Raw genomic sequence first — 13,669 nt, 5'->3', positions numbered from 1 at the left:
CCACTGGACATAATTTCATTAGTCTTTTTATTTTTAGTTTTTAATAATTTATAAAAAATTATATTCTATTTACTTTAGTTTTTATTGCTGCTTCTTTAACTGCTTCAGCAACATTTTTTACAACATTTTTATTAAAGACATCTGGTAATATATACTCTGGACATATCTCTTCATCACTTATAGTATTGGCGATTGCATATGCAGCAGCTATCTTCATCTCTTCATTAATCTCTTTAGCTTTAACATCAAGTGCCCCTCTAAATATTCCAGGGAAAGCCAAAACATTATTGACTTGATTAGGGAAGTCTGAACGACCGGTTCCCATTATGAATGCTCCACCTAGCTTAGCTTCTTCTGGCATTATCTCTGGAGTAGGGTTTGCCATTGCTAATATTATTGGCTTTTCAGACATACTTTCAACCATTTCCTTTGTAACAGCTCCTGGACCTGAAACACCTATAAATACATCTTTTCCTTTTATAATATCTTTTAAAGAACCTTTTTCATTTCTTATATTTGTTACTTCTAACATTTCTTTTTGAACATAATTTAGATTTTCTATGCTAGCTTCTAATGCACCACTTCTATCACATAATACTATATTCTTAACATTCATATTAAGTAGTATCTTTGCTATAGCTATACCAGCAGCCCCTGCTCCGTTTATGACTATTTCCAAATCTTCTATTTTTTTATTTTCAATTAATTTTATTGAATTTATTATAGCTGCTGCAACAATTATTGCTGTTCCATGTTGGTCATCATGAAATACGGGTATACCTAAAGATTTTTTTAGTCTCTCTTCTATCTCAAAGCATCTTGGAGAAGATATATCTTCCAAATTTATACCTCCAAATACAGGCTCCATCAACTCCACAGATTTAACTATCTCATCTACATTATTGGTCTTTAGACAAATTGGAAAAGCATCTACATCTGCAAATTGTTTAAATAGTATAGCCTTGCCTTCCATAACAGGTATAGATGCTTCAGCACCAATATTGCCTAATCCAAGTACAGCACTTCCATCGCTAACTACTGCTACTAGATTCCCTTTAGAAGTATATCTATAAACATCATCTTGACTTTCATGTATTTTTAAACAAGGTTCTGCAACACCTGGTGTATATGCTGTTGACAAATCATCCTTAGTTTTGATTTCTACTTTGCTTTGTACATTTATTTTTCCTTTATTGATTTCATGCATTTCTAATGCCAATTTTGCATAATCCTTAGACATCAATTTTCCTCCTTAAAATATATACAACTATCTTTTAATTTTAATATTCATATAAATTTATAAATTTTATTTACATTCATAAAGTGCCCGACCTTGCTCATATATATTATTTCCATAACTATCTATAGCTACTGTAAGCTTAAGGTCTTCTACTACAATCTTTCTTATAGCTTCAGCTCCTAAATCTTCATATGCAATAATTTCACATGATTTTATTGAATTTGAAATATATGCTCCAGCTCCACCTATTGCAGCAAGATAAACTGCTCCATATTTTTGCATTCCTTCTATAACTTCATCACTTCTTTTTCCTTTACCTATCATAAGTCTAAGACCTCTTTCTAAAAGAGGTATAGTCAAGTCATCCATTCTATAACTCGTTGTCGGTCCAGCTGCACCTATAACTTCTCCTGGCTTTGTAGGAGTAGGTCCCACATAATATATTCCTTGACCATATACATTAAATGGTAATTCTTCACCTTTATTTATGCAATCTATCAATCTTTTATGAGCAGCATCTCTTGCTGTATAAAGTATACCACTCAAACTAATTGTATCTCCACAATTCAATTTTGATATATCAATTTCACTTACAGGCGTAGTTATTTTTATCATTTTTTTCCTCCTAAATTACTACCTTTTTATGTCTTGATGCATGGCAGTTTATATTTACAACAACAGGAAGACCTGCTATATGTGTAGGAAAAGTCTCTATGTTTAATCCCAAAGCTGTTGTAGTGCCACCTAAGCCTTGAGGTCCTATACCAAGCTTATTAATAGATTTTAATAATTCACTTTCAAGTTTTGCTATATTTTCGTCCTGATTAAATTCACCTAGTTCTCTAAAAAGTGCCTTTTTAGCTATTTGAGCACATTTATCCACAGTCCCACCTATACCAACTCCAATTACCATAGGAGGGCATGGATTAGGTCCAGCTTCTGAAACTGTATCTATTATGAATTTTTTAATTCCTTCTAACCCATCTGATGGTTTTAACATTTTCATTTTACTCATATTTTCGCTTCCAAATCCCTTTGCTGCAAATTCTATTTTAATTTTATCACCTTTTACCATATCATAATGAATAACAGCAGGTGTATTATCTTTTGTATTCACTCTACTAATCGGGCTTACAACAGATTTTCTTAAGTAACCTTCTTCATACCCTTGCTTTACTCCCTCATTTATAGCATCAGTAAGAGTATCTCCTTCAATTACAACCTCTTGTCCTATTTCAACAAAAAATACAGCCATACCAGTATCTTGGCATATTGGTATATTTTTTTCTTTAGCTATTTCAGCGTTTTCAACTAATATATTTAATATATTTTTTCCAACTTCACTCTTTTCACTTTTGGCTTTCTCTTTTATACAGCTTAAAACATCTTCTCCTAAATATAGGCTCGCTTCTATACAAAGTTTTTTTACTTGTTCGACTATTTGTTCAGATTTTATTTTCCTCAAGCGAACATCCCTCCATTACTTTACAAAAATATTCGTGATTATACTTACACTTTACCATTATTTTTAAAAGTTCTCAATATTTTTATATCAATTACATACAAGTAACTGAACATTTATTTCAAAATCATTACTCATTTTATTAACAATATAATACTTATTATTAAGAATAAAAGCTCTATATTTTATATGTGATTCTTATTTTTTTACCACATCTACAAATTCTACTTTTATAAGCTTTTGTAAATCAAATGGCGATAGTTCTATTTGATAGCCTATTTTTCCTGCACTCACGATAATTGTATCTAAATTTTTTGCACTTTCATTTACAAAAGTTTTATAAAGTTTTTTCATACCTATAGGGGAGCATCCACCTCTAATATAACCTGTAAACTTATTTATATCTTTTACATGAATCATCTCCACACTTTTTTCTTTAGCTACTTTTGCAGCCTTTTTTAAGTCTAGGTTTTCATGTACTGGTATTACATATACATATATATTCTTACTAACTCCTTGAGTTACTAAGGTCTTATACACTTCATTTACATCTCTTCCTATATCATGTGCTACCTCAACACCATCTACATGTTCACTTTTTACTTCATAAGACATTACTTTATAATCAATCTTATTTGAATCTAATATTCTCATAGCATTAGTCTTAACCATATCTTCACTTCCTTTTTATAAAATACGAACATTATACACATTTTTGAATATTCTGTATTATTTTAATACAGTCTTATAGATTTTAATTAAGTATATTTTAAAACGACAGTATCATTATAAATCTATATCAACTTCAAAACTTCATTTTTTCCCAATTCATTAGAATTTTTTAATATTTTTTTTATTCTAATTGGAGAATCTCCTAAAATAAATATCCTATCCGCTAAAAATAATGCTTCTTCAATATTATGAGTTACAAATAACACAGTTCTTTTTTCTTTACTTAATATATTTTTGAAATTATTCATTATAAGATGTATATTCTTTACGTCAATAGATTTAAAAGGCTCATCCATTATAATGTTTCTTGATGGATATATAAAAGCTCTAGCAATATTTACTCTTTGTCTAATACCTCCACTAAGCATCTGAGGATAGAATTTTTTATACTCACTAATTCCAACCAATTCTAAATATTCATCGCAAATTTTATTTAGTTGAGTTTTATTGTAATATTTATTTACAACTATCTTTATATTTTCTTCTACTGTTAACCAATCTATAAGCCTATCATCTTGAAATATGTAGCTAGCTTCCAACTTATTTCCTACTTTATTTAAATTTTCTTTGATATTTAAATTGTCAGTATCATTTTTAATAATCCCACTTATTATGTTTAAAAGTGTAGTTTTCCCACAACCAGATTTTCCGAGGATACAATTAACCTCATTCATACAAAAATCAATATTAAAATTTCTAAATATCACACGATTATCATATCTTTTATTTATATTCTCAATACTTAACTTTATCTTTTCCATAAAAAAGTTCTCCTTGCTAAAAACTTTTGAGCTATTTGCAAAATGGCAGAAATTAAAAGAACAATAATTATCCACGCAAATATTCCAGATGTATTAAAGTTAATTTTTTCAGTCTGTATCATAGTTCCAATACCATATGTAGGTTGACTATATACCTCTCCTGCTATAGCAACTTTCAAACTTAAAGAAAAGGTTGATACTAGTATAGATATAATTTGAAATTTTATGGCTGGTAAATAAATTTTTAATACCTTATCTATAAACCTTATTTTATACACATTCGCCATTTCTAGTAAGTTCTTGTCTATATCCAATATAGCTCCTAAAACATTATCATACAATATCGGAAAAACTATAGTAAATCCAACTATAAAAGGTGTGCTATCCTTTTCAAACCAAATAAGTGCAAGTACTACCAATATCATAGTTGGTATTGAACGTGTCAAAGCATTTATTGGTTTTAATAAATTTCTAAAAAACCTACTTAAATAAGACACGATTGAAAATATAATAGCAAAAATCATAGCAAATAAAAAACTAAAAAAACATCTCCCCATAGAATAAAGTATGTCTGTATAGAAACTAGAATTCAGTATAATTTCTTTTATACTATTAAATACTTGACCTACCGTTGGTAAAAAAATATCATTATTAATTTTTAAAGCAATAATTTGCCATAAAAATAAGAGGATAACACAAGAAAGTGTTACCTCTAATTTATCTATAAATTGTTCTTTATTCTTTTTATTTCTCAACAAAGTATATTGCTTCATCTGGTACTTTGCCTCCTAATGTCTTATCATCAAAATCAGCTAATTTCTCATAGTAATTTTTATAGTCTTTAATCATGTCTTTAACTGGGATATATTTTAAATTAGCTCTTTCAAGAGATTTTCCTATTATCTTTGATTCGGTAGATATTTTTATTTTTTCAGAATATGCACCTAATTCTTCAGGGCTTTTATTTGCCCAATCTATACTATTTGATAATTGACCTACAAAAGAATCCACAAAATCTTTATTATCTTTCAAGAATTCAGACTTTACAATTAGAGTAGATTGAGGATAACCGTCTTTTGAGCCACTTACTTCCTTCCACGAGTCATTTAAACTTTTTATAATTTTTATATCGGGATTTTTAGACATCAACGCACTAAGTGCAGGTTCTGGAACAATACCTGTTTTAACTTTACCAGTAGCCAATAATGGTACCAATTCACTTGCTGAATTTACATAATTAAAATTTATATCTGAATAATTTATACCCTTTTGTAATAAAATGTTTTTTATAGTTAAATCTGGAGTAAGTCCTTTTCCAGTGCATCCAATTTCTTTACCAACTAAATCAGAATAGTCTTTTATATTTTCTGTTGATACTAAATAAAGCGAACCCATTCCCACAGTTCCAACTATATTATATGCTGAAGTTTTATTATATGCTATTGCAGCCATATTTGAAGGAACTATAGCTATATCTACATCTTTTTTCATCACTCTAGTGGAAATCGCCTCTGGTGTCTTTTCAATGCTATACACTGTTTCATATCCACCTTTAATCTCTGGATTTTCATTTGCAAGTTTAGCTATTGATACTGCTGGCAATCCATCTGGAACAGCTACTTTTACTTCTTTGACAACTGATAACTCTTTCTCTTGAGATTCATCTTTTCCTGGTGAGCATCCTACAAAAAAAATCACAGTCACTGCTACTAATAATATTATAGAAATATACTTTTTCATCTCTTCCTCCCAAAGGTAACATATTATAAAATAATTATATTTATTTATATTAATTTCTGTTAATTTATCGAATAATCCTTCTTATCTAAACATTTTTATTTATATTCTAATGTTTTTCTTTTTTTTAGTTGAACTTTTTTGTTGATTTTTATTAGTTCTGTTATTTGTATTAGTTCTTTTGTTTTTATTTACACCCTTAGATACATTTTTTTTAGAATTATTTCTATTAAAATAAGGCTTTTCATCTTTTGGCTTTATAAGACATCTATGCCCAAAGCCTATTAAGTCTTCTCTTCCTGCTTCAACTAATGCAGAGTACACTAAATCATAATTTCTAGGTGCTCTATACTGTAATAAAGCTCTTTGCATTGCCTTGTCTCTTTTTGATTTAGGCACATAAACTGGTTTCATTGTAAGTGGGTCTATACCTGTATAAAACATGGTTGTAGATAGAGTCCCAGGAGTTGGATAAAAATCCTGAACCTGCTCTGGTTGATAGTGAGTATCCCTTAAATACTCAGCTAACTCTATAGCACTACTTAAGGTAGAACCAGGATGACTAGACATTAAGTATGGTATCAAATATTGCTTCTTACCTAACTCTTCATTTATAGCAAAAAACTTCTGTCTAAATTTATCATAAGTTTTTCCTGCTGGTTTTTGCATATACTTTAAAACTTCTTCTGATATATGTTCTGGAGCTACCTTTAGTTGACCACTTACATGATGCTCTATCAATTCTCTAAGAAACTTATTGTTCTTATCTGCCATTACATAATCGTATCTAATACCAGAACGCACAAACACCTTTTTTATTTTAGGTAATTTTCTTACAGCTCTAAGTAAGTGTAGATATTCACTGTGGTCTGCATCTAGATTTTTACATGGTGATGGCGATAAACATTGTCTATTTTTACAAGCACCTTTAGTAATTTGTTTGTTACAAGCTGGTCTTCTAAAATTAGCTGTTGGACCTCCAACATCATGTATATACCCTTTAAAATCAGTTAAATTTGTTATTCCTATTGCTTCATCAATAATTGATTTTTCACTTCTACTTTGCACTGCCCTACCTTGATGAAATGTTATTGCACAAAATGAACAACTACCAAAGCATCCTCTTGAACTTACTATACTAAATTTTACTTCTTCTATAGCTGGTATCCCACCAAATTTTTCATATACAGGATGGTATGTCTTTTGATATGGCAATCCATATACTTCGTCTAATTCTTCCCTGCTAAGTGGTTTCTCTGGCTTATTTTGAACCAAATACTTACTTCCATGAGGTTGAACAATTATATTTCCTCTAAATGGGTCTTGTTCATCATATTGAATTTTAAAAGCTTCTACATACTTCATTTTATCTTCACATATTTCTTTATATGATGGAATTAATATATATTTATCATATATCTCTTCCAATGTATCTGCAATATAGCATGTCCCATCAATATGTCTAATATATTTTGGGTCATATCCATCATTAAGTGCATTGGCTACTTCTACAATCTGCTTTTCACTCATACCATAAACTAGTAAATCTGCTCCACTATCTATTAGCATAGACTTTCTAACCTTATCACTCCAATAATCATAGTGTGCAAATCTTCTTAAACTAGCTTCAATTCCACCTATTACTATTGCAACATCACTATATGCTTCTCTTATTTTATTACAATATACTATAGTAGCTCTATCTGGTCTATAACCCATTTTTCCACCTGGAGAATACATATCCTTGTCTCTATGCTTTTTGCTTACAGAATAATGGTTGACCATTGAATCCATATTTCCTGCATTGACTAAAAACCCAAGTCTAGGTTTTCCTAGCTTCATAAAATCATCTGTAGTCTTCCAGTTTGGTTGAGCTATTATCCCAACTTTATACCCAGCATTTTCTAAAACTCTAGATATTATTGCTGTCCCAAAACTATGATGGTCTACATAAGCATCTCCTGTAACTAGAACAAAATCTAATTCTTCCCATCCTCTATCTATCATATCTTGTTTGCTTATTGGTAAAAACCTATTTTCCATATTATCACCTGCTCAATATATATTTAACAAATATTTTTCTTATACAAAAGTATCTTTTAATTTTGTTCTTAACGCTTAATTATATCATAAAAAATACTTAAAACCACAACTTAAATAATTTATATAGACATTTTAAGTCTAATAAATTCAAATTGTGATTTTAAGTAAATATATAATACAGTATTTTAAATATTTTCTTCAGATTCAATGCTACTTACTTCACTTCCAAAGATTAAGCATGCATCTTTCCCATCAAACCATTTCAAAGTGGTTGTAGTTATATTTGCCTTCACATCAAACTTTCTATTGCGCATAAATGATTTACAAGTATCATCACCCTCTTTTAGATGTCTCATAGGGCATTTTTTACAAGGTTTATTTTGATTATTCCATAGAGCTTTATAACATAAATCACCCACATGAGTGTTTGGTGCTGACTCAAGCATTTTTTTATTAATAAATAATAATTCATAGGTGTTCCTATCAACAACATACGCCCATATATCCATATTATCCATTACAGACTTTTGAATCTTTAAAGACTCTTCTAGCTTACTCTGAATACGCATTTTTAATAAAAACATGCTGAGTGTTTTAGATAGAAAAGTCAATGTATTCACTTCATCATTAGTCCACATACGATTATATAAACATTCGTCAAATCCTATGAACCCTCTAAATTCATCACCTTCTAAAATTTTACATTGTAATATTGAACGTATACCTTGTGGCTTAAGTATTTTTTTCACATCACTACCTAAATTATCAACATCATTACAATAAAATAGCCCATCAGCATTAAAGTTTAAAAGATAGTTGCCTAAATCCTTGTAATAGATATTCTTAAGATTATTAATTTCTGAAGTTATATCTTCGTTACACCATTCAAATGTATTTTTACAGGCTAGATTATCATCTGAGTTTTCAAATATATAGACACGACTCACATTAAAGTGTTTACCCACAATACTGAGAATTAAATTTACTGCCACTTCTATATCACTTGATTCATATAGTATATCAAATATATGATTTGTGATATGTTCTTTAAAAGACGTCTTTACATTGGCATTCTCACTTGAATTTCTTGTGCTAGTTATATATTTTACTTTATCAATTTTTTTATCATACAATGTATAACAATTCTTACCTTTTCCCTTAGCTGAGTAAAGAGCTATATCTGCGTTTCTAAATAACTTCATATAATCCATACCATCTTGTGGAAATCTAGCAATTCCTACACTCAAAGATATTTTATAATTTTGTCCTTTACCTAAAAAAGACCTTTCAAATGCTTTAACCAATTCTTCTGCTTTATTTATAATATCTCTTGCTTCAGAAATATCCTTCATAAAAACGATAAACTCATCTCCACCAATTCTTCCTACTATATCAGATGCTCTAAATAGATTGATTAGGTCGCTTGCAATTTCACTTAATACAGCATCTCCATACAAGTGTCCTAAATTGTCATTTATTCCTTTAAAGTCATCAATATCAATAATCATTAAAGCACCTTTTCTTTTTTTATCCAATGTTATGTATTCTTCTATAAGTGCTTGTGATGCTTTTTTATTATACAAGTCTGTCAGAGGGTCTTTTTCTGCTCTTTCTTTTAACTTTTCAGCCTCTCGTTTTGACTCATCAATATCAGTCAAACTTCCTACTACCTTATAAGGTTTCCCATTATTATCAAACAAAGTTGTCGCCTTTATACTAAACCAAGCATACGTAGTATCTCTAATTCTAAGTCTAATTTCACACTCTTCATATTCACTACCTTCTGAAGTAAGTTTAACTAACGAAATAAACTTATCCATATCATCATGATATATATCCACTGATTTTATTATATTTTTTGTTGCGTTTTCAATTATAGGGTCATAGCCAAACTTATTATGCCAATTAGGTGATATATTAATTTTGTCTTTTTCTATATCCCATTCTATTATGATATTTTGCGTCTGTTTTATAATAATTTCATGACGCTCTTCACTCTTTTTAAGCTCTTGCTCTAATAATTTAGCAGAAGTAATATCTACAATAACACTACAAAGTACAGATTTTCCATTTTCATAAATTATTTTTCTTCCTTTCAATAAAATCCATATAATAGTACCATCTCTCTTTTCAACTCTTTGTTCAGATGCAAATGTATCACTTACTTTGAGTTGTTTGTTTATACTATTAATTAGCTCTGTTCTATCATCTTTAAAAATAAGTTTGATTAATTTATTATTCAACTCATCTTTTAGTTGTTTACGTGTATATCCAATCATATTTAAATAACCTTCATTTAAATATATACTGTCAAAATCGTCATTTATCTCAGTTATGACTATTCCACCAACAATACTATCATTGATAGCCTGTATTTCAAATCTTTTTGAATGTAACTCTTCCTGTATTTTCTTAAGTTCTGTTATATCAGTTAAAACTCCCTGAATACACTCATTTTCTTTACTGTCTTTTATAGACTTGCTTCTCTCCAAAACCCAAATTATACTTCCATCTTTTTTTACAATTCTATATTCAACTTCAATTTTATCTTGTTTTTCTAATTGATTTAGAATAATACAATTAAACTTGTATATATCTTCTTTGTAAATCATGTCTTTAAATCTATTTTTAAATATTTTATTTAAATCTTCATCAGAGTAACCTGTAAGTTCTAGAAATCCCTGACTTACATATGTCATAGTCATATATTCATCTTTTAAACAGTTTTTAACCCCTCCTAGTATATTGTCAGTAAGCGCTTTAAATTTTTCTTTTTCATTTATAATAACATTAGTGTTATTATTTATAATACAGGCTATATATACTATAAAAATCAATATAACTAGTGATATTTCTAATGCAAATACATATACATCATAGGATATATTCTCTGACTGAATAGATACTATTTCATTTGGTACGACAGAAAAAACATACCAATCATTAATTCCAAGTGGCTGATAGTTTAAGATAAATTTTTCATTATCTAAGTTATAATTAGAATATCCAGATTTATCACTTTTCATATTTTCTTTTATAGTTTTTAGACAGTCTACTTCATCACAATTATCTTTATCAAAAAGCTTAAATATACATGACAGCATTTTACTATTTGTATTTTGAGCAATTATATCTCCATTTTTCTTGGCAATAAAAACATCTGCTTTTTTATCAAATGCAGATAATCCTAACAATTCATTTAACTTTTTTGAATCATAAATTCCGCTTAAAATACCAACTATTTTCCCACTTTTATAAACTGGGGTAGATAAAACTATTATTTCTTTATTATTAACAATAGATTTTGAAGGCTCTGATATATTCCTTTGTCCATTTTTAGCTTTTTTAAAATAATCTCTATCTTGAATATTACTGATGATTCCATCATTAGAATAACTTTTCCCATCTAATGTAGAAATAGTCATTCTTATTAAAGAACTTCGCTTTGCCCCATAATCCATTAAATCAATCACCATTTCATCATTTACATTATTCAAATTTCCAATGAAGTTAGCAATAGATTCAAGCATGTCAAATTGACCACTAAGTCTTGTCTTGAGATTAATTATATTGTGTTCTGTAAACTCTGACAAATATGTATATGTGGTTTCTTTTAACTTATTATCCAATTTAAATTTAAACTTAAAAATAGCTCCACAGGTTAAAATAATTATAATAATAAACAAGATACTAATACCTAGAATTCTTGGCTTTAGTCTGTTCATCATACTCACATCCTCATTATATATAATTATATTATTCATTTTTCAAGCATTTGCATTTATTTAGGTTGTTTATCTCTATTTTTATGACTTTTCAATATATATTTACCTTCTTCCTATATTAAAATTAAATAACATAACTTTAGATTTATTTGTAAAATCTTTATTCATATTTCATTATTCTTAATTAATATTAAAAGCTTTAATTTTATTTTTGATTTATCAAAAAGTGATAATGTAGTATACTAATTATTATTCATTCCTTTTCTAATTAATTACTCTCCACTTAATTTCATAAAAAAAAAATACTATCTAATCATTCCCTCTAAAAAACATTTTGTCTTTAGTTATTATGTGATTAAGTTAGCAAATTAATTTTCTACATGTAAAATTTTAGCTCTATAAAAAACCTCTACTTTAGATTAATACTCAGAATTTAGCTTCCCAGATAATAATTCTAGTAAAATACTGTAATGTCCTTTTACTTTTTATTTTTATAAATACATGTTTAAAACCTTCTAAATGCACAAATACAATTATATAAATTTTTATCCTAAATTATAACATAGAATATCACTATCTATTCCCTAAAATTATCCATTTTTAAAAAAGGTAACTATTATTAAAAATGTCAACTTCTAGAATTTATATTTCATATACAATTCCAAGCAAAAAACAAGGGCTAAAAAGTGTAAAACTCACTTTTTAGCCCTTTATTAATTATTCATTTATTTCATGTAGAAATAGCCCACATCTTACTTTAGGTTCAAACCATGTTGACTTAGCTGGCATTATCTTGTCTGCATCTGCTACTCTTATTAAATCCTCAATACTAGTAGGATACATTGCAAACGCTACCTTCATATCTTCATTAACTCTTTTTTCTAATTCTTCAAGACCTCTAATTCCACCTATGAAATCAATTCTTTTATCTACTCTAGGATTGTCAATTCCTAAAATAGCATCAATAACATAGTCTTGTAATATGGAAATATCTAATGAGTCAACAGGGTCTTCTATTTCTAATAAATTTTTATTTGCTTTCATTTTGTACCATTTATCTCCTAGATACATTCTGAAAGTTCCTTTTTTGTCAGGTTTATATTTTTCTTTTCCTTCTATTTCTTCTAGTTCAAAATTTTCTTTTATTTTGTCTATAAATTCTTCCTCACTTAAACCATTTAAGTCTTTGATAACTCTATTATAATCCAAAACCATTAAATTCTCATCTGGTGCAATCATTGCTATAAAGTAATTAAATTCTTCTTTTCCAGTATAATTTGGATTTTTAGCCCTCATTTCTTTAGCTACATTTTCTGCTGAAGCTGTCCTATGATGACCATCTGCAATGTATAGATAATCTAATTTTCCAAATTCATCTACTAAGTTACATATTATATCATCATTATCAATCTTCCATACTGTATGCTCTATCTTGTCATCTGTTATAAAATCATATAAAGGTTCATTATTATCCATAAAATCATTGATTATGTCATCTATCAACCTTTGATGTTTATAAGTTACAAGTATAGTTCCCGTATTAGCATCACAATATTTTATATGTTTAGTCCTATCAATTTCTTTCTCTGGTCGAGTGTACTCATGTTTTTTTATTGTTCCATTTAAACTTTCATCAACTGATATACATGCTACTATGCCAACTTGAGCTCTACCATCCATGATTTGTTTATATATATATATACTCTCTTTGTCATCTTTTACTAGAATTTCTTGTTTTCGAAACTTATCTAAATTTTCTCGTGCTTTTAAATAAACTTTTTCATCATATAAATCTATGTTTTCATCTAAATCAATTTCTGATTTATCTATATGTAAAAATGAATATGGATTCCCTTGTGCAAGTCTTCTAGCTTCTTTACTATTCATAACATCGTAAGGAAGTGCTGCTACTTTATCTACTATATATTTATTTGGTCTAATCGCCTTAAATGGTTTAATCGTTGCCATT

At 28.4% G+C, this 13,669-nt stretch carries 10 protein-coding genes; all 10 read right to left on the bottom strand.

What is annotated here, in order from left to right; genetic code table 11:
• Nucleotides 1–58: 58 nt before the first annotated feature.
• The 10 genes from IR152_RS16240 to IR152_RS16195 all read right to left on the bottom strand — a co-directional run bounded on the left by IR152_RS16240 (nucleotide 59) and on the right by IR152_RS16195 (nucleotide 13,668).
• The gene (locus IR152_RS16240; RefSeq protein ID WP_227452956.1) at nucleotides 59–1,240 is read right to left on the bottom strand and encodes an NADP-dependent malic enzyme; all 1,182 of its coding nucleotides are present in this window, start codon (nucleotides 1,238–1,240) and stop codon (nucleotides 59–61) included.
• A gap of 66 nt (nucleotides 1,241–1,306) precedes the next feature.
• On the bottom strand, nucleotides 1,307–1,855 hold the full coding sequence (locus tag IR152_RS16235) for a Fe-S-containing hydro-lyase (RefSeq protein ID WP_227452955.1): 549 nt from the start codon (nucleotides 1,853–1,855) through the stop codon (nucleotides 1,307–1,309).
• A gap of 10 nt (nucleotides 1,856–1,865) precedes the next feature.
• Nucleotides 1,866–2,705, bottom strand: coding sequence for a fumarate hydratase (locus tag IR152_RS16230; RefSeq protein ID WP_227452954.1), 840 nt, complete (start codon nucleotides 2,703–2,705; stop codon nucleotides 1,866–1,868).
• Nucleotides 2,706–2,900: 195 nt separating this feature from the next.
• Nucleotides 2,901–3,374 carry a Cys-tRNA(Pro) deacylase gene (gene ybaK, locus IR152_RS16225; RefSeq protein ID WP_227452953.1) on the bottom strand — a complete coding sequence of 158 codons (474 nt, stop codon included), beginning with the start codon at nucleotides 3,372–3,374 and terminating at the stop codon, nucleotides 2,901–2,903.
• Nucleotides 3,375–3,496: 122 nt separating this feature from the next.
• The gene (locus IR152_RS16220; RefSeq protein ID WP_227452952.1) at nucleotides 3,497–4,195 is read right to left on the bottom strand and encodes an ABC transporter ATP-binding protein; all 699 of its coding nucleotides are present in this window, start codon (nucleotides 4,193–4,195) and stop codon (nucleotides 3,497–3,499) included.
• Nucleotides 4,183–4,968 (bottom strand): ABC transporter permease, encoded by a 786-nt coding sequence (locus tag IR152_RS16215; RefSeq protein ID WP_227452951.1) that lies wholly within the window; start codon nucleotides 4,966–4,968, stop codon nucleotides 4,183–4,185. Before IR152_RS16215 ends, IR152_RS16220 begins: the two co-directional genes overlap by 13 nt.
• A complete protein-coding gene (locus IR152_RS16210) occupies nucleotides 4,940–5,935 on the bottom strand; it encodes an ABC transporter substrate-binding protein (protein ID WP_227452950.1) in 996 nt (331 codons plus the stop codon). Before IR152_RS16210 ends, IR152_RS16215 begins: the two co-directional genes overlap by 29 nt.
• 99 nt (nucleotides 5,936–6,034) lie before the next feature.
• Nucleotides 6,035–7,975: a YgiQ family radical SAM protein gene (locus IR152_RS16205; RefSeq protein WP_227452949.1), complete on the bottom strand. Its 1,941-nt coding sequence runs from the start codon at nucleotides 7,973–7,975 to the stop codon at nucleotides 6,035–6,037.
• 185 nt (nucleotides 7,976–8,160) lie between these two features.
• Nucleotides 8,161–11,703, bottom strand: coding sequence for a diguanylate cyclase domain-containing protein (locus tag IR152_RS16200; RefSeq protein WP_227452948.1), 3,543 nt, complete (start codon nucleotides 11,701–11,703; stop codon nucleotides 8,161–8,163).
• Nucleotides 11,704–12,417: 714 nt separating this feature from the next.
• A complete protein-coding gene (locus tag IR152_RS16195; RefSeq protein WP_227452947.1) occupies nucleotides 12,418–13,668 on the bottom strand; it encodes a DUF1015 domain-containing protein in 1,251 nt (416 codons plus the stop codon).
• Nucleotide 13,669: the final 1 nt, after the last annotated feature.

This window comes from Clostridioides sp. ES-S-0108-01 (assembly GCF_020662285.1).
In the GTDB taxonomy this organism is placed as follows: Bacteria; Bacillota; Clostridia; order Peptostreptococcales; family Peptostreptococcaceae; genus Clostridioides.
This window is presented reverse-complemented; position numbering and strand designations above follow the sequence as displayed.